The organism is Actinomyces slackii (assembly GCF_900637295.1).
Lineage (GTDB): Bacteria > Actinomycetota > Actinomycetes > Actinomycetales > Actinomycetaceae > Actinomyces > Actinomyces slackii.
Map to the genome: position 1 here is coordinate 1,260,516 of NZ_LR134363.1, position 25,774 is coordinate 1,286,289.

The following is a 25,774-nucleotide window of genomic DNA, read 5'->3' on the forward strand; positions in this document are numbered from 1 at the left end:
TTGAACCATCGGAAGTAGGAACTGTGCTCGACGCCAACGTGTTCGACAGGATCCAGCTCGGCCTGGCCACCGCGGAGGACATCAAGTCCTGGTCGCACGGCGAGGTCAAGAAGCCCGAGACCATCAACTACCGCACCCTCAAGCCGGAGAAGGACGGGCTCTTCTGCGAGAAGATCTTCGGCCCCACCCGTGACTGGGAGTGCGCCTGCGGCAAGTACAAGCGCGTGCGCTACAAGGGCATCGTCTGCGAGCGCTGCGGCGTGGAGGTCACCCGCTCCAAGGTGCGCCGTGAGCGCATGGCCCACATCAAGCTGGCCGCGCCGGTGACCCACATCTGGTACTTCAAGGGCGTGCCCTCGCGCCTGGGCTACCTGCTCAACCTGGCCCCCAAGGACCTGGAGAAGGTCATCTACTTCGCGGCCTACATGGTCACCGAGGTCGATGAGGAGGCCCGTCACGACGACCTTCCCTCCCTGCGCAACGAGCTGGAGGTCAAGCGCAAGCACGTCGAGGAGTCGGGGCTGGCCGACGTCGAGGCGCGCCAGCAGCGCCTGGAGTCCGACCTGGCCCAGCTCGAGACCGAGGGCGCTGACGCCGCCCAGCGCGAGAAGCTGCGCAAGACCGCCGAGCGGGAGATGACGGCGCTGCGCCGCAAGACCCAGCGCACCGTGGAGCACATGGACAAGGTCTGGGACCGGTTCGTCTCCCTCAAGGTCGGCGACCTGGAGGGCGATGAGGTGCTCTACCGGGACATGGCCGCCGACTACGGCATCTACTTCAAGGGCGCCATGGGCGCCGAGGCCATCCAGGCCCGCCTGCGCAACTTCGACCTGGAGAGCGAGGCGGCCGCCCTGGCCGAGATCGTCGAGACCGGCACCGGCCAGCGCAAGACCCGCGCCATCAAGCGCCTCAAGGTGGTCAACGCCTTCCGCATGACCGGCACCGCCCCGGAGTCGATGGTCCTGGACAACATCCCGGTCATCCCCCCGGACCTGCGCCCCATGGTCCAGCTCGACGGCGGGCGCTTCGCCACCTCCGACCTCAACGACCTCTACCGCCGGGTCATCAACCGCAACAACCGCCTCAAGCGGCTCATCGACCTGGGCGCCCCGACGATCATCGTCAACAACGAGAAGCGCATGCTTCAGGACGCCGTGGACGCCCTGTTCGACAACGGACGGCGCGGCCGCCCGGTCACCGGCGTGGGCAACCGCCCCCTGAAGTCCCTGTCCGACATGCTCAAGGGCAAGCAGGGGCGCTTCCGCCAGAACCTGCTGGGCAAGCGCGTGGACTACTCGGGCCGCTCGGTCATCGTGGTGGGCCCCCAGCTGGCCCTCCACCAGTGCGGCCTGCCCAGCCAGATGGCACTGGAGCTGTTCAAGCCCTTCGTCATGAAGCGGCTGGTCGAGCTCAAGGAGGCCCAGAACGTCAAGGCCGCCAAGCGGATGGTCGAGCGCGCCAACCCCAAGGTGTGGGACGTCCTGGCCGAGGTCATCCGCGAGCACCCCGTGCTGCTCAACCGCGCCCCCACCCTGCACCGCCTGGGCATCCAGGCCTTCGAGCCCCAGCTCATCGAGGGCAAGGCCATCCAGCTCCACCCGCTGGTGTGCGGCGCCTTCAACGCCGACTTCGACGGCGACCAGATGGCGGTCCACCTGCCCCTGGGCGCCGAGGCCGCCGCCGAGGCCCGCATCCTCATGCTGTCCTCGAACAACATCCTCAAGCCCTCCGACGGGCGCCCGGTGACCATGCCCAGTCAGGACATGATCATCGGCACCTACTACCTGACCTCCGACCCCGACCCGGCGGTCGAGGTCGAGCTCGACGCCGCCGGCAACCCGGTGGTCCCGTCCTTCTCCTCCTTCGCCGAGGCCGTCATGGCCCACGACTTCGGCAAGCTGCACGTCAACGCGGCCTGCGACATCCGCTTCGAGGAGGGGATCGTGGCGCCCGAGGGCTGGCAGGCCCCCCTCGACCATGAGGAGGGCGAGCCGATCACGCTGCGCACCTCCCTGGGGCGCGCCCTGTTCAACACGGCCCTGCCCGAGTCCTTCCCCTACGTCAACTACGTGGTGGACAAGAAGGCCCTGGGCAACATCGTCAACGCCCTGGCGGAGAACTACCCGCGCGTGGACGTGGCCGCATCCCTGGACGCCCTCAAGGCGGCCGGCTTCTACTGGTCGACCTGGTCGGGCATCACCGTGGCCTTCGCCGACGTCGTCTCCCCGGAGGCCAAGGCCGAGATCCTGGCCCGCTACGAGGATGAGGCCGCCGAGATCGAGGACCAGTTCGACCTGGGCGCCCTGACCGAGGAGGACCGCTACGCCTCCCTCATCGACATCTGGACCAAGGCCACCGCCGAGGTCGCCGACGCCATGCGCGAGAACTTCCCGCACCGCAACACCGTCTACCAGATGGTGGTCTCCGGGGCGCGAGGCAACTGGGACCAGATCCGCCAGCTGGCCGGCATGCGCGGCCTGGTGGCCGACCCCAAGCAGCGGCTCATCGAGCGCCCCATCAAGTCCAACTACCGCGAGGGCCTGAGCGTCCTGGAGTACTTCATCGCCACCCACGGCGCCCGCAAGGGCCTGGCGGACACGGCGCTGCGCACCGCCGACTCCGGCTACCTCACGCGCCGCCTGGTCGACGTCTCCCAGGACGTCATCGTCCGCGAGGACGACTGCGGGACCCGCAAGGGCCTGACCAAGCGGATCTTCTCCTGGGTGGAGGTCGACGGCGAGCGCTTCAAGGAGCCCAGCGAGATCCTGAGCACCACGGTCTACGGCACCACCCTGGCCCGCAACCTGGTGGACGAGTCGGGCGTGGTCGTCGTCGAGGCCGGCACGGACCTGGGCGAGGCCGAGGTCATGGCCGCCATCGATGCGGGCATCGAGGAGATCTCGGTCCGCTCGGTGCTGACCTGCGACTCGGTGGTGGGCACCTGCGCGGCCTGCTACGGCCGCTCCCTGGCCACCGGCAAGCGGGTGGACATCGGCGAGGCCGTGGGCATCATCGCCGCCCAGTCCATCGGTGAGCCCGGCACGCAGCTGACCATGCGCACCTTCCACACCGGTGGTGCCGCGGGCGCCGCCGACATCACCCAGGGTCTTCCCCGCGTCCAGGAGCTCTTCGAGGCCCGCACCCCCAAGGGCGAGGCCGCCGTGGCCGAGGCCGCCGGAACCCTGAAGATCGAGGACGACGCCGACGGCAAGCGCCTGGTCATCACGCGCGACGACGGCGAGGAGGACGTGGTGGTGCCCGTCTCGCGCCGCCAGCGCCTGCTGATCGCCGACTCCGACCACGTCGAGCCCGGCCAGGCCCTCACCGAGGGCCCGGTGGACCCCAAGAAGGTGCTGCGCCTGCGCTCGGTGGCCGCCACCCAGCGCCACCTGGTCGAGGAGGTTCAGGAGGTCTACCGCTCCCAGGGCGTGGACATCCACTCCAAGCACATCGAGGTCATCGTGCGCCAGATGCTGCGCCGCGTCACGGTGCTGGACTCCGGGGACACCCGCCTGCTGCAGGGCGACCTGGTCGATGTCATGCACTACCGCGAGGAGAACCGCCGCGTCATGGCCGAGGGCGGCAAGACCGCCACGGGCCGCACCGAGCTCATGGGCATCACCAAGGCCTCCCTGGCCACCGACTCCTGGCTCTCGGCGGCCTCCTTCCAGGAGACCACCCGCGTGCTCACCGAGGCCGCCATGAACGGCAAGTCCGATCCTCTGCTGGGCCTCAAGGAGAACGTCATCCTGGGCAAGCTCATCCCCGCCGGCACGGGCCTGGCCCGCTACGCCGATATCGAGGTCGAGCCCACCGAGGAGGTCAAGGCCGAGGTCTTCTCCCGCACCGGCTTCAACGAGTCCTCCTTCGGGGAGTCCGTGGCCCTGGACGACTTCCACTTCGGGGGCGACCTGCGGGCCGACTTCTCCGAGGACTTCCGCCCCGGCTTCACCGCCGCGAGTGAGGACTTCGAGTTCTGAGCCCCGCCGTCGGGCAGCCCCGGGGCCCGGACCGCTGGATCAGCGGTCCGGGCCCCGGGGCGTCTGACCGGCCCCCTGGCAGTCACTGCCCGCCCGGTCGGTGCGTCGAGCGAGGCATCTCACCCTGAGGCTCGCGCCCCGCGCCCGGCCCGGCCGTGGGGGAGTGGGTGCGCGGAAAACGCGGCATGGCACGCCCGGGCCAGGACCAGTGACGCGGCTCGCCGAGCCTTGCGCCGGCTCGCGCGTGCCGTACCGTGAGGGGTGTCCGCATATGCGGGACCGGCGTCGGCGCACCTGCTGGCCCGGTAGAGGCAGGCCATTGCACGAGGAGTCCGTCATCGTGTCCATTCCACCCGTGCCCGGGCAGTCCCCGGACCACCATCGCGAGCCCCAGGCCACCGAGCGCATCAGCCTGAGGGACCGGGCGCTGCGGGTCTCCGCCACCCCGGACCTGGCCGCCCACGAGGATGAGGCCACCTCCGCCATGCCCCTGCCCGGTGGTGACGGTCAGGCCACTGACGCCTTCGCCATCCCCCAGGACCCGACCTCCGCCCTGCCCGCCGGCGGCGAGCACACCTCGGTCTTCGCCTCCGAGGGGGAGCCGACCTCCGCCCTGTCCACCGCCTGGCCCACCCAGGGCGAGCAGACATCCATGATGCCGGCCACGGTGGAGCCGACCTCAGCCATGCCTGCCATGCCGGCCTCCGTCGCCCCCGCTCCGGCGCACCAGCCGGTGGCGCCCACCACCGCCATGCCGGTCCAGCGCACGCCCCAGCCCGCTCAGCCCGCCCAGCCCGCCCAGCCCGCGCCGGCGGTCCCCCAGGAGCCGGCCGAGGTCCTGCCGCCCGCGATGCGCCGGGTCCGCCAGCGCACCGCGGCACTTCCCATGGGCGTCTTCCTGCTGCTGGTCACCCTGGGGCTGCTGGGATGGGGGTGCTACACGCTGCTGACCACCCTCCGCGTGTTCGACCTCATCCAGGGCACCGTCGAGCTCAACTGGACGGCGGTGGGGGCGATCGTCGCCGGCGCCATCCTGGCCTTCATCACCGTCATCACGAGCTTCGTCGCCGTGGGGCGCTCGCGCCCCAAGACCGCTGCCATGGCCCTCATGCTCGGCGCCTTCTTCCTGCCGATCGGCGCCTGCGCCGCCGGCATCTACCTGGGGGCCGAGCCCTTCAAGCAGCAGACCCTGGCCGACGCCCAGGAGGTCACCGGGCAGGTCGATCCCGCCAAGGTCGAGGGCATCGTCGAGCAGGCCGAGTCCCTGGGAGTGGACATCCCCTGGAGCCAGGAGGTCATTGACATCCTGCGCGCCGGCCAGCCCGAGTAGGGGCGCGCACCGGCCCGCCGCCCCCGCATCAGGGCGCGGCCCGACGGCGTGGCCGACAGCACTCCGCTCCCGGCCCTGCGGGCCTGGCGGCCGGGGGCTGATCGGCGGTAGCCTGGCCCGCGGTGCCCGCACGCCGGTCACCGCTCTCCATTCCGTTCCCAGCCGCGCTGCTCTGCGCAGTACCGCAGTATCGCAGCGCTGGCCATGCGGGTCTGCCGCAGCGGGAACCGACGGGCCCCTTGCGCGGGGCTCCGGACGTCGGCCCTCGGGCGCAGGCGGGCCGGCCCTCCCCGCGGCAGCGCGCGCCGTGAAGCCGGAGGGCGGCCCGATGAGCAGGCAGCGCATCACGTCCATGCACGTCAAGATGGAGAATCCGTAGTGCCCACGATTCAGCAGCTGGTCCGCAAGGGCCGCTCGACCAAGCGCACGGCGTCCAAGACGCCCGCGCTGAAGTCCAGCCCGCAGCGTCGTGGTGTGTGCACCCGCGTGTACACCACCACCCCCAAGAAGCCCAACTCCGCCCTCCGCAAGGTCGCCCGTGTGCGCCTGTCCACCGGCATCGAGGTCACGGCCTACATCCCCGGTGAGGGGCACAACCTCCAGGAGCACTCGATCGTGCTCGTGCGCGGCGGTCGTGTCAAGGACCTTCCCGGCGTCCGCTACCACATTGTGCGCGGCTCCCTGGACACCCAGGGAGTCAAGGGCCGCCAGCAGGCGCGCTCCAAGTACGGCGCCAAGAAGGAGAAGAAGTAATGCCTCGTAAGGGCCCCGCACCCAAGCGCCCGCTCGTCGTCGACCCCGTCTACGGATCGCCGGTGGTCACTCAGCTGGTCAACCGCGTCCTGCTGGACGGCAAGAAGTCCACCGCCGAGCGCATCGTCTACGGCGCCCTGGAGGGCGTGCGCACCAAGACGGACCAGGACCCGGTCTCCGTGCTCAAGCGCGCCCTGGACAACATCCGCCCGGCCCTGGAGGTCCGCTCCCGCCGCGTGGGCGGCGCCACCTACCAGGTCCCCGTTGAGGTCCGCCCCGGCCGCGCCACCACCCTGGCCCTGCGCTGGCTCGTGGACTTCTCCCGCCAGCGCCGCGAGAACACCATGACCGAGCGCCTCATGAACGAGATCCTCGACGCCTCCAACGGCCTGGGCGCCGCTGTCAAGCGCCGCGAGGACATGCACCGAATGGCCGAGTCCAACAAGGCCTTCGCCCACTACCGCTGGTGAACCCAGCATGCCGGGCCTCCCGCCCCATGGCGGGACCCGGCGCCTCCCGGCCAAGACTTACGAACGAAGGACACCACTAGTGGCACTCGACGTGCTGACAGACCTCACCAAGGTCCGCAACATCGGCATCATGGCCCACATCGATGCCGGCAAGACCACCGTCACCGAGCGCATCCTGTTCTACACGGGCATCAACTACAAGCTCGGCGAGACCCACGACGGCGCCTCCACCATGGACTGGATGGAGCAGGAGCAGGAGCGCGGCATCACCATCACCTCCGCCGCCACCACCTGCTTCTGGAAGAACAACCAGATCAACATCATCGACACCCCCGGCCACGTCGACTTCACCGTCGAGGTCGAGCGCTCCCTGCGCGTGCTCGACGGCGCCGTCGCGGTCTTCGACGGCAAGGAGGGCGTTGAGCCCCAGTCCGAGACCGTGTGGCGCCAGGCGGACAAGTACAACGTCCCGCGCATCTGCTACATCAACAAGATGGACAAGCTGGGCGCCGACTTCGACTTCTCCGTCCAGACGATCCGCGACCGCCTCCACGCCACGCCGATCGTCCTGAACTTCCCGATCGGCGCCGAGAACGACTTCTCCGGCCTGGTCGACGTCCTGGAGATGCGGGCCATCCGCTTCCCCGAGAAGGACGCCGACGGCAAGGACACCCGCGGCTCCGTCGTGGAGTACGAGGAGATCCCCGCCGAGCTCGTGGCCAAGGCCGAGGAGCTGCGCGGCCAGCTGGTCGAGACCGTCGCCGAGGCGGACGACGAGCTCATGGAGAAGTACCTGGAGGGCGAGGAGCTGAGCCTGGCCGAGCTGAAGGCCGGGATCCGCAAGCTGACCGTGGCCGGCGAGGCCTTCCCGGTCCTGGCGGGCTCGGCCTTCAAGAACAAGGGCATCCAGCCCGTGCTCGACGCCGTCCTGGACTACCTGCCCTCGCCCCTGGACGTCCCCGACGTCGAGGGCCACCTCCCCGGCAACGAGGAGGAGACGATCACCCGCTCCGCCGACGAGTCCGGCCCCTTCGCCGCGCTGGCCTTCAAGGTCGCCACGCACCCCTTCTACGGCAAGCTGGTCTACGTGCGCGTCTACTCCGGCAAGATCTCGCAGGGCGAGCAGGCCCTCAACGCCACCAAGGGCAAGAAGGAGCGCATCGGCAAGCTCTTCCAGATGCACTCCAACAAGGAGAACCCGGTGGAGGAGGCCCACGCCGGCCACATCTACGCCTTCATCGGCCTCAAGGACGTCACCACCGGTGACACCCTGTGCGCGCAGGGCTCCCCGGTGGTCCTGGAGTCCATGACCTTCCCGGACCCGGTCATCCACGTGGCGATCGAGCCCAAGACCAAGGGCGACCAGGAGAAGCTGGGCGTGGCCATCCAGAAACTCTCCGAGGAGGACCCCACCTTCACCGTCTCCCTGGACGAGGAGACCGGCCAGACCGTCATCGGCGGCATGGGCGAGCTCCACCTCGACGTCTTCGTGGACCGCATGCGCCGCGAGTTCAAGGTCGAGGCCAATGTGGGCGCCCCGCAGGTCGCCTACCGCGAGACCATCCGCAAGAAGGTGGACAAGGTCGAGTACACCCACAAGAAGCAGACGGGTGGCTCGGGCCAGTTCGCCAAGGTGCAGATGACCTTCGAGCCCCTGGTGGCCGAGGAGGGCGCCGAGGGCGAGTCCGCGCACTACGAGTTCGCCAACGCCGTCACCGGCGGTCGCGTCCCGCGCGAGTACATCCCCAGTGTCGACGCCGGCGTCCAGGACGCCATGCTCACCGGCATCCTCGCCGGCTACCCCATGGTGGACATCAAGGCCACCCTGGTCGACGGCGCCTACCACGAGGTCGACTCCTCGGAGATGGCCTTCAAGATCGCCGGCTCCATGGCCTTCAAGGAGGGCGCCAAGAAGGCCTCCCCGGTCCTGCTGGAGCCCGTCATGGCCGTTGAGGTCCGTACTCCCGAGGAGTACATGGGCGACGTCATCGGTGACCTGAACTCCCGTCGTGGCATGATCGCCTCGATGGAGGACGCCGTGGGCGTCAAGGTGGTGCGCGCCAACGTGCCGCTGTCGGAGATGTTCGGCTACGTCGGCGACCTGCGCTCCAAGACGCAGGGCCGGGCCGTCTACTCCATGACCTTCGACTCCTACGCCGAGGTTCCCAAGAACGTCGCCGACGAGATCATCGCCAAGGTCAAGGGCGTGTGACGCCCTGCATGCTGGGGGCCGCCCCCGCACCGCGGTGCGGTCCCCAGCGCCCCTGAGGGCGCGGCCGCGCTCTCAGGCATCCTGTTCAGTAAGATTTCCAACATCCACCAGTAGAGACTCTCGCCGTCACTTGCGGCTAGCATGTGCTAGTCGAATCCCGACGAAGAGACCTACCCGAGTCCCAGGAGGACACCAGTGGCCAAGGCCAAGTTCGAGCGGACCAAGCCGCACGTCAACATCGGAACGATCGGTCACGTCGACCACGGCAAGACGACGCTGACCGCCGCGATCTCCAAGGTTCTGCACGACGAGTACCCGGAGCTGAACCCCTTCACCCCCTTCGACGAGATCGACAAGGCTCCTGAGGAGCGCCAGCGCGGTATCACCATCAACATCGCGCACGTCGAGTACCAGACCGACAAGCGCCACTACGCGCACGTCGACGCCCCCGGTCACGCCGACTACATCAAGAACATGATCACCGGTGCTGCCCAGATGGACGGCGCCATCCTCGTGGTCGCCGCCACCGACGGCCCCATGGCCCAGACCCGCGAGCACGTCCTGCTCGCCCGTCAGGTCGGCGTCCCCGCCCTGCTCGTGGCCCTCAACAAGTCCGACGCCGTGGACGACGAGGAGCTGCTCGACCTGGTGGAGATGGAGGTGCGCGAGCTGCTCTCCAGCCAGGACTACGACGGCGACGAGGCTCCGGTCATCCGCGTCTCCGCCCTCAAGGCCCTGGAGGGCGACGCCGAGTGGGCCGGCAAGGTCAAGGAGCTCATGGACGCGGTGGATGAGTTCATCCCCACCCCCGAGCGTGACATGGACAAGCCCTTCCTCATGCCCATCGAGGACGTCTTCACCATCACCGGCCGCGGCACCGTGGTCACCGGTCGTGTGGAGCGCGGCAAGCTGCCGATCAACTCCGAGGTCGAGATCCTGGGCATCCGCGAGGCCCAGAAGACCACCGTCACCGGTATCGAGATGTTCCACAAGCAGATGGACGAGGCCTGGGCCGGCGAGAACTGCGGTCTGCTCCTGCGCGGCACCCGCCGCGAGGACGTCGAGCGCGGCCAGGTCGTCTGCAAGCCCGGCTCCATCACCCCGCACACCGAGTTCGAGGGCCACGTCTACATCCTGACCAAGGACGAGGGCGGCCGCCACAACCCCTTCTACTCGAACTACCGTCCGCAGTTCTACTTCCGGACCACCGACGTCACCGGCGTCATCACGCTGCCCGAGGGCACCGAGATGGTCATGCCCGGCGACACCACCGAGATGAGCGTCCAGCTCATCCAGCCCATCGCCATGGAGGAGGGCCTGGGCTTCGCCATCCGCGAGGGTGGCCGCACCGTCGGCTCCGGCCGCGTCACCAAGGTCCTCAAGTGAGGATCTGAGCCCGTCGTCGATGAAGACGGGTGAGAACCAGCCACCGGCCGTCCCCCGGACCTCGTGAGGTCCGGGGGACGGCCGTCTGAGGAAGCGGCCGCCGGGCGAAGGGCGACCGGGCCTGAGGGGTGCTCCGGTAGCGCGGGCGGCCTCGCTCGCCGGTCTACGACTCTGGGAAGAGAGGGTTCTCCTCCTGTGGAACGACCAGGGTGATTCCGATGATCGTCCGACGGATGGATGGGTGCTGCCTGTCATCGACCTAGGATCGCCTCCGTGAGAATAAAGACGGATCGTAGGCGGTGTGCCTCTTTGCTCATGGTGGTCGCAGCCTGCCTGGCCCTGCCGGCGTGCGCACTAGGCGGTGCCGTGCCGCCGTCGGTCGTACCCGTGGACGCCCGGAGCGCCGCGCCGGTCCCCGCCGGGATGGAGAGCTTCTACCAGCAGAAGGTTGACTGGCGTCCCTGCGAGGACGACTCCTCCTTGCAGTGCGCCTCCGTCGAGGTCCCGCTCAGCTACGACGACCCGTCCGGGCGGCGTATCGACCTCGCGCTCAAGAAGCTGCCCTCCACCTCCGGCAGGCCGATCGGCACCCTCCTGACCAATCCGGGTGGTCCTGGCGCGAGCGGCCTGGACTACGTCGGTGAGGAGGGGGCGTTCTCCGACGCCCTGCGCTCGGCCTACGACATCGTCGGCTTCGACCCGCGCGGCGTGGGGCAGTCGGCGCCCTTGACCTGCCTGAGCCCGCAGGAGATCGACGACACCGTAGCCGCCGAGCTGGAGTCGAGGGGGTCCGGGAGCACCGCCAGGGAGGAGAACGGCACTGAGACGGAGACGGCTGACTCCGCCGAGCAGGCCGCTGCGGACCTGGCCGCCAAGTGTCAGCAGCACTCGCCTGTGCCGGAGATCATCGACCACATGGACACCGCCTCGGTGGTTCGGGACATGGATGTCCTGCGCGCCCTGACCGGTGACTCCCGTCTGCACTATCTGGGGTTCTCCTACGGCACCTACCTGGGGAGCCGATATGCCGAGATGTTCCCCGCCAACGTCGGGCGCATGGTTCTCGACAGCGCGCAGGACCCGTCCCAGGACCACGCCGAGAACGTCGTGGAGCAGGCGGAGGCCCTTGAGAAGAGCCTGCACGCCTACGTCCGGCACTGTCAGGCGGGTGAGGACTGCCCGCTCACGGGGGACGAGCAGGCCGGTGTGACGCAGATCGGGGACCTCATCCGCAAGGCGGCCGATAACCCCCTGCCCGTCACCAAGGGGCAGCCGGTCGATGGGACGACGCTGACCAGCACGCTCATCGACCTGATGTACGACAACAGCACCTGGGACCTGCTCACCGCGGCGCTGCGCCGAGCCGTCAGGGACAATGACGGCACCTCCCTGGCGGTGCTGGGCAACCCCTCCCTGACGGACGAGGAGACCGACCCCCGGGAGCTGGCGGAGAAGGAGGCGCGCAGGGCCGCCAACGAGAACGCCATCAGTGCCGTCGACTGCCTGGACTACCCGGTTCGTGGCGATCGCGCCCAGTGGGACGCCCAGGCCCAGAGGATCAAGGAGGTCGCGCCCACTCTCGGGTCGGGGCTGGCCTATCCCGACGCCTTCTGCCAGGGTTGGGGTCACCACAGCGACCATCAGCCCGGCCGGATCCGGGCCGCGGGAGCGGCGCCGATCCTCGTGGTCGGTATCACCGGGGACCCGGCGACTCCGTACCAGTGGGCCAAGGACCTGGCGGCTCAGCTGGACTCGGCCCGCCTGCTCACGGTCGAGGGGAACGGCCACGGTGCCTACAACCGCAAGGGCGCGTGCGTCACCGACGCGGTCGACGCCTATCTCCTGCGCGGCGAGCTGCCCGAGAAGGGGCTCACGTGCGCGGAGGAGGTCGAGCAGGCCTAGCGCGCCCACTATCGACGCACCGCGCGGCCCGGCGGGTCAGCGGATAATGTCTTGAAACCCGAGTCCTTTGATGAAGGAGAATTCCGTGACGAGTAACAGCCTCATGTCGGCCCCCACGATGAGCCGACGCACAGTGATGACGACGGCCGCAATGGCGCTCATATTTCCGCTGGTCGCCTGCGGAAGGCGGGGCGAGGCCGGTGGCTCCAGCAGTGCGTCCGCGTCTGCCGCTCCTGGCCCCGATAACCCGTTGAGTGGGATGGCGGGAACGACGCCGCTGTCCGACGAGCAGTACCAGACCATGGTCGAGGGAGTGGCCGCATGGGTGTCCCGCTCCTGGCCGCTCATGGGCTCGGTGTGGCCTGGAGCCGACTATACCCAGCACCGGATCGTGGCCATGCAGGTCGATGAGGAGCTCAAGGCCGCACGCGCATGGGTCATCTCGACCGACGGGCATCGTGAGCTCAAGGGCGATGAGTACGCGGACATCAAGGCGCCCACCTCTTACGACAAGATCACTTTCGAGGGGAAGCCGTCCATCTCCCTCAACCTCGGCCAGGCTGCCTCGGTCAGTGGTGGGAACGACCAGGAGGGGTCCGCAGAGCCTTCGGGTTCTACCCCCGCTATCAGCGCGACCGGCGCCTCGGAGCCCGTGCCCAACCTGAAGGATCCTTCCACTTACGCCTTCGCCCTCGTGACGCACGAGCTAGTTCACTTCTACTACCAGGGTGAGATCAACGTGTCAGCCTCGAGCAGTCGCGACACCCCTTACCCGTTCGAGGCCCGTCCTCGCATCCTGCGGCGCATGCTGCTGCACCGCCTACGCATGGCCGCCACCGAGGCCGACAGGAGGTCGGAGCACCTGGGGCGTGCCCGCTACTGGCTCGACACCTGGAAGTCCGAGTTCCCCAGCGAGGCGGAGGACATCCACCACTACGACATCGCGGAGGGAGTCGCCCGCTACGTGGAGTATACGGCGCTGTCGATCGAGGATGGGCAGTCCGATGAGCAGCTGCAGGCTCGACGGGAACTGTTGCTGAAAGATGAGTACCTGGGCGTGTCGATCGATACCGAGTCCTATGCTCTGGGTTTCATCACCGGGCTTCTCCTCGACTCCCTCGAGCCGGAGTGGAAGAACGGATTCTACGCCAGTGGCAAGACATTGACCGATCTCCTTCTTGAGAACGTCTCCCCTGTTCCTGAGGATGTTGATACTGAACTGAGCGGGAAGGTCGAGGAGCTGATCAGGAAGTCTGAGGATGAGGTTGCTCCGGATATCAAGAAGATTGACGACGCCGAGGCCGATACCAGTATCGCCTATCTGCGCTGCTCCGACTACGGCGAGATCGGGTTCGGTGGTTCCTACGCCTATCGGGACAAAGTGGTGCTCACCATGACCATCCTCGTGCTCAACGGTTCTGGGCAGAGTCTGCAGGTGCTGGGAGCCCCTAGCTTTACCAGTGGTGATGGGGGAGCATTGACCATCCCGTTGATCGGGGTCACGCACAGCTACGCCGACGGCGTGCTCACAGTCGAGAGCGACACCATCAACGGGAGCATCGGCGCCGAGCGGACCACCGAGGGCGGGCGTGAGGTGTTCGTCGCGAGCTAATCGCCGCGCGTGATGCGTGGCGCCGCGACGTCGCTCGGGGCGCCTGGGGCCGGGAGCCGCCGGGGTGCCGCGTCCGGGCGAGGCCGACGGAACGTCTCAGACCGATCGTCGGCACCGTCGGAGCACGGCCCCCGGCGGCCGCTCGCGTGAGCCCGTGCCCGGCCAGCACCGGAACCCCGGTCCTCGCGCGCGAGGAGGAGGGGCGGGTACCGGCAGGAGCCCTGGGCGCGACTCGGATGAGACACGCCCGGGCGCGTGGACCGGGTGGGCGGTCTCACAGGTGCGAGCCCCGCCGTCGACTTCCGCGGTTCGCGCCGTCGCTGATAGCGTTGCCCAGCCGGTACGGAGCGGGCTCTCACGCCGCCTCGGCACCGGTCACCTCCCGGGGTCGACCCGGGAACCAGTCTGACGGACCCGAGCCCATCGGGTTTCCGTGTGTCCAGACCGGTTCACCTTCTTCACAGGGTGAAGCCGAGTGTGTCGCGAGCGACACGCCCGAGCGCGTGGACCGGTCCCCGAAAGCAAGAGAGGTTAGGCGCCATGGCGGGACAGAAGATCCGCATCCGGCTCAAGTCCTACGACCACGAGGTCATCGACTCCTCGGCGCGCAAGATCGTCGACGTCGTGACCCGCGCAGGTGCGACGGTCGTGGGCCCGGTGCCGCTGCCGACCGAGAAGAACGTGTTCTGCGTCATCCGGTCGCCCCACAAGTACAAGGACAGCCGTGAGCACTTCGAGATGCGCACCCACAAGCGGCTGATCGACATCGTCGACCCGACGCCCAAGGCCGTCGACTCGCTCATGCGGCTCGACCTGCCCGCCGACGTCAACATCGAGATCAAGCTCTGAGGACTGCCATGACAACGCTTAACACGCCGGCTGGAGCCGCGCCTGCCAAGGCGCTGCTCGGCACCAAGCTCGGCATGACGCAGATCTGGGACGAGGACGGGATCCTGCGCCCGGTGACGGTTGTGCGAGTCGACACCAATGTCGTGACCCAGGTCCGCACCATCGAGACCGATGGCTACGAGGCCGTCCAGCTCGCCTTCGGCGAGATCGACGAGCGCAAGGTGACCAAGCCCCTGGCCGGCCACTTCGCCAAGGCCGGGGTCGCCCCCCGCCGCCACGTCGCCGAGATCCGCACCTCCCTGGCCGGCGACTTCGCCCCGGGCCAGGAGCTGGGCGCGGACACCTTCGAGGTCGGCCAGCTGGTCGACGTCACCGGCACCTCCAAGGGCAAGGGCTTCGCCGGTGTCATGAAGCGCCACGGCTTCGCCGGTGTGGGGGCCTCCCACGGCGCCCACCGCAACCACCGCAAGCCCGGCTCCATCGGCGCCTGCGCCACCCCGGGCCGCATCTTCAAGGGCCTGCGCATGGCCGGTCGCATGGGCAACGCCAAGCGCACCGTCCAGAACCTGAAGATCCGCGGCGTCGACGCCGACAAGGGCGTCCTGCTCGTCAACGGCGCCATCCCCGGCCCCAAGGGCTCGGTCGTCGTCGTCCGCACCGCCGTGAAGGGAGCCTGAGACCATGTCTGAGAACCTGACCGTCGACATCGTCGACTCCACGGGCGCCACCACCGGCTCGGCCGAGCTGCCCGCGGAGATCTTCGATGCGCCCCTGAACATCCCGCTCATGCACCAGGTGGTCGTCGCCCAGCTCGCCGCCGCCCGCCAGGGCACGCACGCCACCAAGACCCGCGGCCAGGTGCGCGGCGGTGGCCGCAAGCCCTACCGCCAGAAGGGCACCGGCCGCGCCCGTCAGGGCTCGACCCGCGCCCCCCAGTTCGTCGGCGGAGGCACCGTCCACGGCCCTCAGCCGCGCGACTACAGCCAGCGGACCCCCAAGAAGATGAAGGCCGCCGCCCTGCGCTCGGCCCTGTCGGACCGCGCCCGCAACGCGCGCATCCACGTCATCACCGAGTTCGTCACCTCCCAGGTGCCCTCGACCAAGTCCGCCCTGTCCGCTCTGCGCAACCTGACCGACCGCAAGGCCCTGGTCGTGGTGACCCGCGAGGACGACCTGTCCCTGCTCTCCCTGCGCAACGCCCCCGAGGCGCATGTGCTGTGGGCCGACCAGCTCAACACCTACGACGTCCTCAACTCCGACGACGTCGTCTTCACTGCCGAGGCCCTGGAGAGCTTCCTGGGCGCGGGCGAGGAGGAGTCCAAGTGAGCCTCGAGAAGTCCAAGAACCCCCGCGACATCATCATCGCGCCGGTGGTCTCCGAGAAGTCCTACGCCTGCATGGACCGTGGCCAGTACACGTTCCTCGTGGCGCCGGGCTCCAACAAGACCGAGATCAAGCAGGCCATCGAGGCCATCTTCTCGGTCAAGGTCGACTCGGTGAACACCAGTAACCGCAAGGGCAAGACGCGTCGCACCCGGACCGGCATCGGCAAGTCGAAGGACACCAAGCGCGCGATCGTCACGCTGCGCGAGGGATCCATCGACATCTTCGGCGACGTCACCGAGTGACACGGAAGGTAGAGGATCGATATGGGAATCCGTAAGTACAAGCCCACGACCCCGGGTCGTCGCGGCGCCTCCGTGGCCGACTTCGTGGAGATCACCCGCAGCACGCCCGAGAAGTCCCTCGTGCGCCCGCTGCACAAGACCGGTGGCCGCAACTCCTCGGGCCGCATCACCACCCGCCACAAGGGCGGTGGCCACAAGCGCGCCTACCGCGTCATCGACTTCCGTCGTCATGACAAGGACGGCGTGCCCGCCAAGGTCGCGCACATCGAGTACGACCCCAACCGCACCGCGCGCATCGCCCTGCTGCACTACGCCGACGGCGAGAAGCGCTACATCATCGCCCCCAACAAGCTGCGCCAGGGCGACGTCGTCGAGTCCGGCCCCGGTGCGGACATCAAGCCCGGCAACAGCCTGCAGCTGCGCCACATCCCCACGGGAACCGTGGTGCACGCCGTCGAGCTGCGCCCCGGCGGCGGCGCCAAGATCGCCCGCAGCGCCGGCGTCTCCGTCCAGCTGGTCGCCAAGGAGGGCAAGTACGCGCAGCTGCGCATGCCCTCCGGGGAGATCCGCAACGTGGAGGCCGCCTGCCGCGCCACCATCGGCGAGGTCGGCAACGCCGAGCAGTCCAACATCAACTGGGGCAAGGCCGGCCGCATGCGCTGGAAGGGCGTTCGCCCGACCGTGCGCGGTGTGGTCATGAACCCCGTCGACCACCCTCACGGTGGTGGTGAGGGCAAGACCTCCGGTGGGCGTCACCCCGTCTCCCCGTGGGGCAAGCCCGAGGGCCGTACCCGTCGTCCGAACAAGTCCAGCGACCGCCTCATCGTGCGTCGTCGTCGGACCGGCAAGAAGCGCTGATAGGAGCCTGAGATGCCGCGCAGCCTGAAGAAGGGTCCCTTCGTCGACGACCACCTCCAGAAGAAGGTGGACGCCCAGAACGAGAAGGGCACCAAGAACGTCATCAAGACCTGGTCCCGCCGGTCCGTCATCACGCCGGACTTCCTCGGACACACCTTCGCCGTCCACGACGGCCGCAAGCACGTCCCGGTCTTCGTCACCGAGTCCATGGTGGGCCACAAGCTCGGCGAGTTCGCTCCGACCCGCACTTTCCGCGGGCACGTCAAGGACGATCGCAAGTCGCGTCGCTGACGCCGTGGGAAGTCAAGAGAGGCAGAGAACTATGGAAGCCAAGGCGCAGGCCAAGTACGTGCGCTGCACGCCGATGAAGGCCCGCCGCGTCGTGGACGTCGTCCGCGGCAAGCGCGCCGTCGAGGCGGTCAACGTGCTCCGATTCGCCCCGCAGGCCGCTGCGGTGCCGGTGCGCAAGGTCATCGAGTCCGCTATCGCCAACGCTCGCTTCAAGGCCGAGCGCGACGGCGAGCGCTTCAACGAGGACGACCTGTTCATCGTTGAGGCATTCGCCGATGAGGGCCCGACCCTCAAGCGGTTCCGTCCCCGCGCCCAGGGGCGCGCCGGCCGGATCCTCAAGCGGACCAGCCACATCACCATCATCGTCGGCGAGAGGGCCGACTCCGCGAAGAAGGAAGGAGCCCGGTAATGGGGCAGAAGGTCAACCCGACCGGGTTCCGCCTGGGCATCACCACGGACCACCGCTCGCGCTGGTTCGCCGACTCCACCAAGGCCGGTCAGCGCTACCGGGACTTCGTGGAGGAGGATGTCAAGATCCGCCGCCTCATGGAGGACGGCATGGAGCGCGCAGGCATCTCCAAGGTCGACATCGAGCGCACCCGTGACCGCGTGCGCGTCGACCTGCACACCGCCCGTCCCGGCATCGTCATCGGTCGCCGCGGCGCCGAGGCCGAGCGCCTGCGCGGTCAGCTCGAGAAGCTGACCGGCAAGCAGGTCCAGCTCAACATCCTGGAGGTCAAGAGCCCCGACCTGGACGCCCAGCTCGTGGCTCAGGGCATCGCCGAGCAGCTGGCCTCGCGCGTCTCCTTCCGCCGCGCCATGCGCAAGGGCATGCAGTCCGCCATGCGCGGCGGCGCCAAGGGCATCCGGGTCCAGTGCTCGGGCCGCCTGGGCGGCGCGGAGATGAGCCGCTCGGAGTTCTACCGTGAGGGCCGCGTGCCGCTGCACACCCTGCGGGCGAATATCGACTACGGCTTCTACGAGGCCAAGACCACCTTCGGCCGTCTCGGCGTCAAGGTGTGGATCTACAAGGGCGACATCACCGAGCGCGAGTTCGCCCGCCAGCAGGCCGAGGCCGGCGGCCGCGGCCGTGGTGGCCGGGGCGAGCGCCGCGGCGGCCGCCGCGGTGAGCGCGGCGCGCGTCACAACAGCGAGCAGCAGGCCGAGCAGGCGCCGGCCGCCGAGAACGCTGCCGCCGAGCAGGGAACGGAGGCCTGAGCCGTGCTCATCCCCCGCCGGACCAAGTTCCGCAAGCAGCACCGCCCGCATCGCACGGGCCTGTCCAAGGGCGGCAACCAGATCGCCTTCGGTGACTTCGGCATCCAGGCCCTGGAGCCCGCCTACATCACCAACCGTCAGATCGAGGCGGCCCGTATCGCCATGACCCGTCACATCAAGCGTGGCGGAAAGGTCTGGATCAACATCTTCCCGGACCGTCCTCTGACCAAGAAGCCCGCCGAGACCCGCATGGGCTCGGGTAAGGGCGCGCCCGAGTGGTGGATCGCCAATGTCAAGCCCGGACGCATCATGTTCGAGCTCGGCGGCGTTCCCGAGGAGCTCGCACGCGAGGCCATGCGCCGCGCACAGCACAAGCTGCCGATGAAGACCCGTTTCGTGACTCGTGAGGGTGGTGACGTCTGATGGCTATCGGTTCCAAGGGGCTGACCCCGTCCGACCTCGACGCCATGGACAACGAGCGCCTCGCCGAGGAGCTCTCCAAGGCCAAGGCCGAGCTGTTCAACCTCCGGTTCGCCTCGGCGACCGGCCAGCTCGAGGACCACGGCCGGCTCAAGGCCGTGCGTCGCGACATCGCCCGCATCTACACCATCGTGCGCGAGCGCGAGCTCGGCATCCGTACCGCTCCCAGCAGCCAGGAGTCCAAGAAGTGAGCGAGCAGACCAGCACTGAAGCAGTGGAGACCGGCACGCCCCAGGCCACCGAGCGCAACCAGCGCAAGGTCCGCCGCGGCTACGTGGTCTCCGACAAGATGGACAAGACCGTCGTCGTCCTGGTCGAGGAGCGCTACAAGCACTCCCTGTACGGGAAGGTCCTTCGCCGTTCCAAGAAGGTGAAGGTCCACGACGAGCACAACGAGGCCGGCGTGGGCGACCTCGTCTCCATCATGGAGACCCGCCCGCTGAGTGCCACCAAGCACTTCCGTCTTCTGGAGATCATTGAGAAGGCCAAGTGATCTGAGGCCCCCTCCCGCCTCCTTCGCGAGGTAGACATTTTCCGCCGAGGTAGACGCATTCGCCGTCGACCTCGGCGGAAAACGTCTACCTCGGCGCAATGGTGGGGCGTCCCGGGATCCACCTCGAGCGGCTGTGCAGGCGCTGTCCCCAGGGCTGCGCATCGGCCTGGCACCGCGGCTCCGGCCGGTCGCACTCTGGGGCCATGAGCAGCAACTGTCAGATCCGCAGCGTCCCACCAGGTGAAGGCGAGCAGGCATTCCGGGCAGGGCCACCGTCTCAGGGGCAGGCCCTGCCACTGCTGCTGAGCTCTGATTCTCAGACCAATGCCTCCCAGCATCTGTCCCGCGCGCCCGGGCTGACCCGCATCAGCAGCGGTGTCTACGTGCCCACTGAGAGATGGGCGCAGGCCACACACCAGGACCGCCACCTCGCCAGGATCCGGGCCGCGCAGGAGGTCTGTGGCGGGGACCTCGTGCTCATGGGCGCATCGGCCGCGCTCTGGCAGGGGATCGGCGTCGTCGGTCCCATCCCTGATCAGGTCCAGTGCGTGGGGGAGCGGGGCGATCGACGAGGCACCTCCGGACTTCGCCGCCACGAGCGCGCCGGACTGGGTGACCTCATCGAGGTCGGCGGCATCCTCACCACGAGCGCGGCTGACACCGCCGTCGACTTGGCTCGCTGCGGTGGACTCGTCCAGGGCGTGTGCGCCATGGACTCCGCATTGGCGCAGGGGCGGGTGACCGGTGAGGCGATCGAGGATGCCGTGGAGAGGCTGGGCCGTGGAGCGCGCGGGGTGCGCTGCGCCCGCACGGCTGCCCATCTGGCGGACGGCCGCTCCGAATCACCGGGGGAGTCCCTGTCACGGGTGCGGATGTGGCAGGCCGGCCTGCCCCGGCCAGAGCTGCAGTACGAGGTGTGTATCGACGGCCGGATCTACCGCTTCGACTTCTTCTGGGCCCGGCCAAGGGTCGACGGCGAGTTCGACGGCCGCAAGAAGTACCGGCGCGAGAGCTTCGGCAAGAATGCCGAGCAGACGGTGTGGGAGGAGCGCCAGCGCGAGCGCGCCATCATCCGGGCCGGCATCGAGGTGTCTCGATGGACCTGGGATCAGGCCTGGCGGCACGAGGGCGCCGCCATGATTGAGGAGCTCGCCCGCTGCGGTGTGCACCCCACCGGCCAGCGCTGGTGAAGGTGGTTCCCCACCCGACTCCTTCGCGAGGTAGACATTTTCCGCCGAGGTAGACGCATTCGCCGTCGACCTCGGCGGAAAATGTCTACCTCGGCGCACGAGAGAAGAGGGGCGTGAGAGGAAAGGCACAGGCGTGCGGCAGACTCCCAGGTTCCGCGTCATGGGGCGGCTGGACTAAGCTTATGGGGTTGCGCGCGCCCTCGGTGCGCCCAGCAGAGACCTCGTGCCGCGTGCGCCTGTGTCTGCTGGGAGTCCCGCGCCGCGGACCTCCTCACCTACCGGTCAGCCCCGTGCCTCCGGGCGGCGGGGCGGCGGCGCGCAAGTCCAGAAGAACGTTCGGCTAGGCTCGAGTGCTGCTCGAGAACCGGCTCGACGACAGGAGAACACTCAATGATCCAGCAGGAGTCGCGACTGAAGGTCGCCGACAACACCGGTGCCAAGGAGATCCTTTGCATCCGTGTTCTCGGCGGCTCGGGTCGGCGCTATGCGGGTGTCGGCGACACCATCGTCGCCACCGTGAAGGACGCCATTCCCGGTGGCAACGTGAAGAAGGGCGAGGTCGTCAAGGCCGTCGTGGTGCGCACCCGCAAGGAGCGCCGCCGCCCGGACGGCTCATACATCCGCTTCGATGAGAATGCGGCTGTCATCCTCAAGAACGACGGCGACCCGCGCGGCACGCGCATCTTCGGCCCCGTCGGCCGTGAGCTTCGGGACAAGAAGTTCATGCGCATCGTCTCGCTCGCCCCGGAGGTGATCTGAAATGGCACGTATCAAGAAGGGCGACCAGGTCATCGTCATCTCCGGCAAGGACAAGGGCAAGACCGGCCGGGTCCTCCAGGTCCTCAAGGACAGTGACCGCGTCATCGTCGAGGGTGTCCAGCGCGTCACCAAGCACACCAAGGTGGGGCAGTCCGCCCAGGGTGCCCGCACCGGCGGGATCGAGACCGTCGAGGCCCCGATCCACGCCTCCAATGTCATGCTCGTTGACCCCAAGACCAAGCAGCGCACCCGCGTTGGCTTTCGCGTCGAGGAGGGCGAGCGTCCCAACGGCCGCAAGCGCCTGGTGCGCGTGCGCTACGCCAAGAAGAGCGGGGAGGACCTGTGACCATGGCTGACAAGGCTGACAAGATCGTCCCCCGCCTCAAGACCAAGTACGCCCAGGAGGTGCGCCCGGCCCTGCTCAAGGAGTTCAACCACTCCAATGTCATGGAGGTCCCGGGCGTGACCAAGGTCGTGGTCAACATGGGCGTGGGCGAGGCCGCTCACGACTCCAAGATGATCGAGGGCGCCGTGCGCGACCTCGCCGCCATCACCGGGCAGAAGCCGCAGATCACCAAGGCCCGCCGCTCCATCGCGCAGTTCAAGCTGCGCGAGGGCATGCCGATCGGCGCGCACGCCACGCTGCGCGGGGACCGCATGTGGGAGTTCCTCGACCGACTCGTGTCGATCTCCCTGCCGCGCATCCGCGACTTCCGCGGACTGTCCCCCAAGCAGTTCGACGGCAATGGCAACTACACCTTCGGTCTGACTGAGCAGGCCGTGTTCCACGAGATCGACCAGGACAAGATCGATCGCGTGCGCGGTATGGACATCACCGTGGTGACCACGGCCACAACGGACGAGGAGGCCCGCTCTCTGCTCAAGCAGCTCGGCTTCCCCTTCAAGGAGAAGTGACATGGCGAAGACCGCTCTCATCAACAAGGCGAACCGCAAGCCGAAGTTCGGCGTGAGGGCCTACACGCGCTGCCAGCGCTGCGGCCGTCCCCACTCGGTGTACCGCAAGTTCGGCCTGTGCCGTATCTGCCTTCGGGAGATGGCCCTGCGCGGCGAGCTCCCCGGCGTGAGCAAGTCCAGCTGGTAAGAACTTACGTCGCAGGTCCGATGAGGAAACCACGACGAGGAAGGGCCAAGGCCCACTCATGACAATGACAGACCCGATCGCAGACATGCTGACCCGTCTGCGCAATGCCAATTCCGCCTACCACGACTCCGTCTCGATGCCGTCGAGCAAGCTCAAGGTCAACATCGCAGAGATGCTCAAGGCCGAGGGCTACATCGCCGGCTACGAGGTCGCGGACGCCGAGGTCGGCAAGACGCTCACCCTGACCCTGAAGTACGGCGCCAACCGTCAGCGCGCCATCCAGGGCCTGCGCCGGATCTCCAAGCCCGGCCTGCGCGTCTACGCGAAGTCCACCAACCTGCCCAAGGTTCTCGGCGGCCTGGGAGTGGCCATCCTGTCCACCTCCTCCGGCCTCCTGACCGACCGGCAGGCCGAGTCCAAGGGCGTGGGCGGCGAAGTCCTCGCCTACGTCTGGTGAGAGAGGGAACGGAGGAAAACCATGTCTCGTATTGGACGTCTCCCCGTTCCGGTTCCCGCCGGAGTGGACGTGACCATTGATGGCCAGGAGGTGACCGTCAAGGGCCCCAAGGGCACCCTGTCGCGCACCATCTGCGAGCCCCTGAGCGTGACCCGCCAGGAGGACGGTTCCATCCTGGTGACCCGGCCCGACGACGAGCGCCGCTCGCGCTCGCTCCACGGGCTGTCGCGCACCCTCATCCACAACATGATGGTGGGCGTGACCCAGGGCCACGAGAAGAACCTTGAGATCGTCGGCACCGGTTACCGCGTGGCCGCCAAGGGCCAGGGCATCGAGCTGTCCCTGGGCTTCTCGCACACCGTGACCGTCGAGCCCCCCGAGGGCATCACCCTGACGGTGGACGGCAACCTCAAGATCAAGGTCTCCGGCATCTCCAAGGAGCAGGTCGGAGAGGTCGCCGCGAACATCCGCAAGATCCGCCCGCCGGAGCCCTACAAGGGCAAGGGCGTGCGCTACGCCGGCGAGAACGTGCGCCGCAAGGTCGGAAAGGCTGGTAAGTGACCATGGCTTACTCGATCAAGAGGGGCAAGGGCAACGCCAAGAGGATCGCCCGCAAGATCCGTCACCAGCGCGTGCGCAAGCACATCTCCGGAACCCCCGAGCGCCCGCGCCTGGTCGTCACCCGCTCCAACCGCCACATGGTGGCCCAGGTCGTCGACGACACCATCGGCCACACCCTGTGCTCCGCCTCCACCCTGGAGGAGGCCGCCAAGGGCGTGGAGGGCCACAAGGTCGGCGCCGCCCGCAAGGTCGGCGAGCTGGTGGCCGAGCGCGCCAAGGCGCTGGGCATCGAGGCGGTCGTCTTCGACCGCGGTGGCAACAAGTACCACGGCCGTGTGGCCGCCGTTGCGGAGGGCGCCCGTGAGGGCGGCCTGACGCTGTGAGACCGACGACGACGAGAAAGCAGAGGAACATCTGATGGCTGCACCGCAGCGAGACAGGTCCGCGTCGTCCGACGGCTCGGCCCAGCGCGAGAACGACGAGCGCCGGGGCGAGGGCCGCGGCCGCCGCGACCGCAACAACGACCGCCGCGACCGTGGTCGCGGCAATGACGACAAGTACATCGAGCGCGTCGTCACCATCAACCGCGTGTCCAAGGTCGTCAAGGGCGGCCGCCGCTTCACCTTCACGGCCCTGGTGGTCGTGGGCGACGGCGAGGGCACGGTCGGCGTGGGCTACGGCAAGGCGAAGGAAGTCCCCTCCGCCATCGCCAAGGCCGTCGAGATCGCGAAGAAGAACTTCTTCCACGTCCCGATGATCCGCCGCACGATCCCGCACCTGGTCCAGGGGGAGGACTCCGCCGGAGTCGTCCTGCTGCGCCCGGCCTCCCCGGGAACCGGGGTCATCGCCGGCGGCCCGGTGCGCGCCGTGCTGGACTGCGCCGGCGTCCACGACATCCTGTCGAAGTCGCTGGGCTCCTCCAACGCGATCAACATCGTGCACGCCACGGTGGACGCCCTGAAGAACCTGGAGCAGCCCGAGGCCGTCGCGGCCCGCCGTGGCCTGCCCCTGGAGGACGTCGCCCCGCAGTCCATGCTGCGGGCCCGTGCCGAGGGCGAGGCCGACAAGCGCGCCGAGGCCGAGAAGAAGGAGGCCGAGAAGGCCGCTGAAGGAGTGGGTGCGTGATGGCTGAGGCCAAGACGACCAAGCAGAAGGCCGCGCCGGCCGCGCCGGCCGGCTCGACCAAGCAGCTCAAGGTCACCCAGGTCCGCTCTGGCATCGGGGGCACCCACCGCCAGCGCGAGTCCCTCAAGACCCTTGGCCTGCGCAAGATCCGCCAGTCCGTGGTGCGCGAGGACTCCCCGAGCGTGCGCGGCCTGATTGCCACGGTGCACCACCTGGTCACCGTTGAGGAGGTCTGAGATGGCTGACACCAAGAAGACTGCTGAGACCGTCGCCGAGGAGGCGGGCCAGGAGAAGGTGCGGGTTGTCAAGCTCCACCACCTTCGCCCGGCCCCGGGCGCCAAGAAGGCCAAGACCCGCGTGGGTCGCGGTGAGGCGTCCAAGGGCAAGACCGCCGGTCGCGGAACCAAGGGCACCAAGGCCCGCTACCAGGTCCGCCCCGGCTTCGAGGGCGGCCAGATGCCGCTGCACATGCGCCTGCCCAAGCTCCGCGGCTTCCGCAACCCCAACCGGGTGGAGTTCCAGCCGGTCAACGTCGGCCGCATCGCCGAGCTCTTCCCCGCCGGTGGCGAGGTCACCGTCGAGGACCTCGTGGCCGCCGGGGCCGTGCGCAAGAACCAGCTGGTCAAGGTCCTGGGCGGCGGGGACGTCACCGTGGCCCTGACCATCACCGCCGACGCCTGGTCCGGCTCCGCCAAGGAGAAGATCGAGGCCGCCGGCGGCACCATCACCGCCCGCTGAGCACCCTCAGCCAGTGCCGCACCGGACCCCGGGCGGCCAGGACACATCCTGGCCGCCCGGGGTCCGTCGTCGTGCACGGCGAGGCGGCCCGCGCCACCGCGGCCGGCGCTTGGGCGGGAGGCCGGCAGCCTCAGGGGCGCCGGCCGGCAGATCCGCGCGCCCACCGGCGCGAGGCGGTCCCTGAAGCGCCCCGATGCGTCCCCGCGGAGGCCCCCACGATGGGACCCGGGTCACAGCGGAGCGGCGGTCAGGGCCGTTGCGTGACAAAGCCCGCATTGCGAGGCGATCTCAAGGCCAGGTCCGTGGGCAGGAAACGGTAGTCTGTCCGGGGCGCCGCACGCGCCGTGTCGCGTGCCCGCGCGATGGCCACACACCCCCGA

Annotated in this window: 30 protein-coding genes; all 30 read left to right on the forward strand. The window is 68.7% G+C overall.

The window, feature by feature from the left end:
* Nucleotides 1-23 precede the first annotated feature (23 nt).
* On the forward strand, nt 24-3,980 hold the full coding sequence (locus tag EL266_RS05130) for a DNA-directed RNA polymerase subunit beta' (protein WP_026428006.1): 3,957 nt from the start codon (nt 24-26) through the stop codon (nt 3,978-3,980).
* Between the two features lie 340 nt (nt 3,981-4,320).
* Entirely contained in the window at nt 4,321-5,310 is a 990-nt protein-coding gene (locus tag EL266_RS05135) for a hypothetical protein (protein ID WP_126412194.1), read from the forward strand.
* A gap of 378 nt (nt 5,311-5,688) precedes the next feature.
* The gene (rpsL, locus tag EL266_RS05140) at nt 5,689-6,063 is read left to right on the forward strand and encodes a 30S ribosomal protein S12 (protein WP_026428007.1); all 375 of its coding nucleotides are present in this window, start codon (nt 5,689-5,691) and stop codon (nt 6,061-6,063) included.
* A complete protein-coding gene (rpsG, locus tag EL266_RS05145; RefSeq protein WP_026428008.1) occupies nt 6,063-6,533 on the forward strand; it encodes a 30S ribosomal protein S7 in 471 nt (156 codons plus the stop codon). The genes rpsL and rpsG overlap by 1 nt, the downstream gene beginning before the upstream one ends.
* A 79-nt stretch (nt 6,534-6,612) precedes the next feature.
* A complete protein-coding gene (fusA, locus tag EL266_RS05150) occupies nt 6,613-8,745 on the forward strand; it encodes an elongation factor G (protein WP_026428009.1) in 2,133 nt (710 codons plus the stop codon).
* Nucleotides 8,746-8,940: 195 nt separating this feature from the next.
* Nucleotides 8,941-10,131, forward strand: coding sequence for an elongation factor Tu (gene tuf, locus EL266_RS05155; RefSeq protein WP_026428010.1), 1,191 nt, complete (start codon nt 8,941-8,943; stop codon nt 10,129-10,131).
* A gap of 366 nt (nt 10,132-10,497) precedes the next feature.
* Nucleotides 10,498-12,033 (forward strand): alpha/beta hydrolase, encoded by a 1,536-nt coding sequence (locus EL266_RS05160; protein WP_126412196.1) that lies wholly within the window; start codon nt 10,498-10,500, stop codon nt 12,031-12,033.
* 85 nt (nt 12,034-12,118) lie between these two features.
* Nucleotides 12,119-13,645 carry a hypothetical protein gene (locus EL266_RS05165; RefSeq protein ID WP_126412198.1) on the forward strand — a complete coding sequence of 509 codons (1,527 nt, stop codon included), beginning with the start codon at nt 12,119-12,121 and terminating at the stop codon, nt 13,643-13,645.
* A 540-nt stretch (nt 13,646-14,185) separates the two neighbouring features.
* The gene (gene rpsJ, locus EL266_RS05170; RefSeq protein WP_003786051.1) at nt 14,186-14,494 is read left to right on the forward strand and encodes a 30S ribosomal protein S10; all 309 of its coding nucleotides are present in this window, start codon (nt 14,186-14,188) and stop codon (nt 14,492-14,494) included.
* An 8-nt stretch (nt 14,495-14,502) separates the two neighbouring features.
* Nucleotides 14,503-15,171 carry a 50S ribosomal protein L3 gene (rplC, locus tag EL266_RS05175; protein ID WP_034515706.1) on the forward strand — a complete coding sequence of 223 codons (669 nt, stop codon included), beginning with the start codon at nt 14,503-14,505 and terminating at the stop codon, nt 15,169-15,171.
* A gap of 4 nt (nt 15,172-15,175) precedes the next feature.
* Entirely contained in the window at nt 15,176-15,820 is a 645-nt protein-coding gene (gene rplD / locus EL266_RS05180; protein WP_026428014.1) for a 50S ribosomal protein L4, read from the forward strand.
* Complete coding sequence (gene rplW, locus EL266_RS05185) at nt 15,817-16,122, forward strand: 50S ribosomal protein L23 (RefSeq protein WP_026428015.1); 306 nt, start codon at nt 15,817-15,819, stop codon at nt 16,120-16,122. Before rplD ends, rplW begins: the two co-directional genes overlap by 4 nt.
* Nucleotides 16,123-16,143: 21 nt before the next feature.
* Nucleotides 16,144-16,980 carry a 50S ribosomal protein L2 gene (gene rplB, locus EL266_RS05190; RefSeq protein WP_026428016.1) on the forward strand — a complete coding sequence of 279 codons (837 nt, stop codon included), beginning with the start codon at nt 16,144-16,146 and terminating at the stop codon, nt 16,978-16,980.
* 12 nt (nt 16,981-16,992) lie between these two features.
* Nucleotides 16,993-17,271 (forward strand): 30S ribosomal protein S19, encoded by a 279-nt coding sequence (rpsS, locus tag EL266_RS05195; RefSeq protein WP_008729396.1) that lies wholly within the window; start codon nt 16,993-16,995, stop codon nt 17,269-17,271.
* A 31-nt stretch (nt 17,272-17,302) separates the two neighbouring features.
* Nucleotides 17,303-17,680, forward strand: a complete 378-nt coding sequence (gene rplV, locus EL266_RS05200) for a 50S ribosomal protein L22 (RefSeq protein ID WP_026428017.1) — start codon at nt 17,303-17,305, stop codon at nt 17,678-17,680.
* Nucleotides 17,680-18,489 (forward strand): 30S ribosomal protein S3, encoded by an 810-nt coding sequence (gene rpsC / locus EL266_RS05205; protein ID WP_026428018.1) that lies wholly within the window; start codon nt 17,680-17,682, stop codon nt 18,487-18,489. The genes rplV and rpsC overlap by 1 nt, the downstream gene beginning before the upstream one ends.
* Before the next feature lie 3 nt (nt 18,490-18,492).
* Nucleotides 18,493-18,912 carry a 50S ribosomal protein L16 gene (gene rplP / locus EL266_RS05210; RefSeq protein ID WP_026428019.1) on the forward strand — a complete coding sequence of 140 codons (420 nt, stop codon included), beginning with the start codon at nt 18,493-18,495 and terminating at the stop codon, nt 18,910-18,912.
* Nucleotides 18,912-19,160 carry a 50S ribosomal protein L29 gene (gene rpmC, locus EL266_RS05215; protein WP_026428020.1) on the forward strand — a complete coding sequence of 83 codons (249 nt, stop codon included), beginning with the start codon at nt 18,912-18,914 and terminating at the stop codon, nt 19,158-19,160. Before rplP ends, rpmC begins: the two co-directional genes overlap by 1 nt.
* Entirely contained in the window at nt 19,157-19,462 is a 306-nt protein-coding gene (gene rpsQ / locus EL266_RS05220; protein WP_051281453.1) for a 30S ribosomal protein S17, read from the forward strand. Before rpmC ends, rpsQ begins: the two co-directional genes overlap by 4 nt.
* 203 nt (nt 19,463-19,665) lie before the next feature.
* Nucleotides 19,666-20,652 (forward strand): hypothetical protein, encoded by a 987-nt coding sequence (locus tag EL266_RS05225; protein ID WP_232012121.1) that lies wholly within the window; start codon nt 19,666-19,668, stop codon nt 20,650-20,652.
* A 390-nt stretch (nt 20,653-21,042) separates the two neighbouring features.
* Nucleotides 21,043-21,411, forward strand: a complete 369-nt coding sequence (rplN, locus tag EL266_RS05230; RefSeq protein ID WP_026428023.1) for a 50S ribosomal protein L14 — start codon at nt 21,043-21,045, stop codon at nt 21,409-21,411.
* Between the two features lies 1 nt (nt 21,412).
* Nucleotides 21,413-21,757, forward strand: a complete 345-nt coding sequence (gene rplX / locus EL266_RS05235) for a 50S ribosomal protein L24 (RefSeq protein ID WP_026428024.1) — start codon at nt 21,413-21,415, stop codon at nt 21,755-21,757.
* A 2-nt stretch (nt 21,758-21,759) separates the two neighbouring features.
* On the forward strand, nt 21,760-22,326 hold the full coding sequence (rplE, locus tag EL266_RS05240; protein WP_026428025.1) for a 50S ribosomal protein L5: 567 nt from the start codon (nt 21,760-21,762) through the stop codon (nt 22,324-22,326).
* A 1-nt stretch (nt 22,327) separates the two neighbouring features.
* Nucleotides 22,328-22,513: a type Z 30S ribosomal protein S14 gene (locus tag EL266_RS05245; RefSeq protein WP_026428026.1), complete on the forward strand. Its 186-nt coding sequence runs from the start codon at nt 22,328-22,330 to the stop codon at nt 22,511-22,513.
* 58 nt (nt 22,514-22,571) lie between these two features.
* Nucleotides 22,572-22,970 (forward strand): 30S ribosomal protein S8, encoded by a 399-nt coding sequence (gene rpsH / locus EL266_RS05250; RefSeq protein ID WP_026428027.1) that lies wholly within the window; start codon nt 22,572-22,574, stop codon nt 22,968-22,970.
* A 21-nt stretch (nt 22,971-22,991) separates the two neighbouring features.
* Nucleotides 22,992-23,531, forward strand: coding sequence for a 50S ribosomal protein L6 (gene rplF, locus EL266_RS05255; protein WP_026428028.1), 540 nt, complete (start codon nt 22,992-22,994; stop codon nt 23,529-23,531).
* Nucleotides 23,532-23,533: 2 nt separating this feature from the next.
* Nucleotides 23,534-23,914 (forward strand): 50S ribosomal protein L18, encoded by a 381-nt coding sequence (gene rplR, locus EL266_RS05260; RefSeq protein ID WP_026428029.1) that lies wholly within the window; start codon nt 23,534-23,536, stop codon nt 23,912-23,914.
* A 34-nt stretch (nt 23,915-23,948) separates the two neighbouring features.
* Nucleotides 23,949-24,656 carry a 30S ribosomal protein S5 gene (rpsE, locus tag EL266_RS05265; RefSeq protein WP_026428030.1) on the forward strand — a complete coding sequence of 236 codons (708 nt, stop codon included), beginning with the start codon at nt 23,949-23,951 and terminating at the stop codon, nt 24,654-24,656.
* A complete protein-coding gene (gene rpmD, locus EL266_RS05270; protein WP_026428031.1) occupies nt 24,656-24,892 on the forward strand; it encodes a 50S ribosomal protein L30 in 237 nt (78 codons plus the stop codon). The genes rpsE and rpmD overlap by 1 nt, the downstream gene beginning before the upstream one ends.
* A 1-nt stretch (nt 24,893) precedes the next feature.
* Nucleotides 24,894-25,394 carry a 50S ribosomal protein L15 gene (gene rplO / locus EL266_RS05275; RefSeq protein ID WP_084501162.1) on the forward strand — a complete coding sequence of 167 codons (501 nt, stop codon included), beginning with the start codon at nt 24,894-24,896 and terminating at the stop codon, nt 25,392-25,394.
* The last annotated feature ends 380 nt before the right edge of the window (nt 25,395-25,774 follow it).

Bases quoted from the DNA above. Each gene is read 5' to 3' on its own strand.
- rpsG (WP_026428008.1), top strand. From the start codon at position 6,063: ATGCCTCGTAAGGGCCCCGCACCCAAGCGCCCGCTCGTCGTCGACCCC.
- rpsJ (WP_003786051.1), top strand. From the start codon at position 14,186: ATGGCGGGACAGAAGATCCGCATCCGGCTCAAGTCCTACGACCACGAG.
- rplC (WP_034515706.1), top strand. From the start codon at position 14,503: ATGACAACGCTTAACACGCCGGCTGGAGCCGCGCCTGCCAAGGCGCTG.
- rplD (WP_026428014.1), top strand. From the start codon at position 15,176: ATGTCTGAGAACCTGACCGTCGACATCGTCGACTCCACGGGCGCCACC.
- rplB (WP_026428016.1), top strand. From the start codon at position 16,144: ATGGGAATCCGTAAGTACAAGCCCACGACCCCGGGTCGTCGCGGCGCC.
- rpsS (WP_008729396.1), top strand. From the start codon at position 16,993: ATGCCGCGCAGCCTGAAGAAGGGTCCCTTCGTCGACGACCACCTCCAG.
- rplV (WP_026428017.1), top strand. From the start codon at position 17,303: ATGGAAGCCAAGGCGCAGGCCAAGTACGTGCGCTGCACGCCGATGAAG.
- rpsC (WP_026428018.1), top strand. From the start codon at position 17,680: ATGGGGCAGAAGGTCAACCCGACCGGGTTCCGCCTGGGCATCACCACG.
- rpmC (WP_026428020.1), top strand. From the start codon at position 18,912: ATGGCTATCGGTTCCAAGGGGCTGACCCCGTCCGACCTCGACGCCATG.
- EL266_RS05225 (WP_232012121.1), top strand. From the start codon at position 19,666: ATGAGCAGCAACTGTCAGATCCGCAGCGTCCCACCAGGTGAAGGCGAG.
- rplN (WP_026428023.1), top strand. From the start codon at position 21,043: ATGATCCAGCAGGAGTCGCGACTGAAGGTCGCCGACAACACCGGTGCC.
- rplX (WP_026428024.1), top strand. From the start codon at position 21,413: ATGGCACGTATCAAGAAGGGCGACCAGGTCATCGTCATCTCCGGCAAG.
- rplE (WP_026428025.1), top strand. From the start codon at position 21,760: ATGGCTGACAAGGCTGACAAGATCGTCCCCCGCCTCAAGACCAAGTAC.
- EL266_RS05245 (WP_026428026.1), top strand. From the start codon at position 22,328: ATGGCGAAGACCGCTCTCATCAACAAGGCGAACCGCAAGCCGAAGTTC.
- rpsH (WP_026428027.1), top strand. From the start codon at position 22,572: ATGACAATGACAGACCCGATCGCAGACATGCTGACCCGTCTGCGCAAT.
- rplF (WP_026428028.1), top strand. From the start codon at position 22,992: ATGTCTCGTATTGGACGTCTCCCCGTTCCGGTTCCCGCCGGAGTGGAC.
- rplR (WP_026428029.1), top strand. From the start codon at position 23,534: ATGGCTTACTCGATCAAGAGGGGCAAGGGCAACGCCAAGAGGATCGCC.
- rpsE (WP_026428030.1), top strand. From the start codon at position 23,949: ATGGCTGCACCGCAGCGAGACAGGTCCGCGTCGTCCGACGGCTCGGCC.
- rpmD (WP_026428031.1), top strand. From the start codon at position 24,656: ATGGCTGAGGCCAAGACGACCAAGCAGAAGGCCGCGCCGGCCGCGCCG.
- rplO (WP_084501162.1), top strand. From the start codon at position 24,894: ATGGCTGACACCAAGAAGACTGCTGAGACCGTCGCCGAGGAGGCGGGC.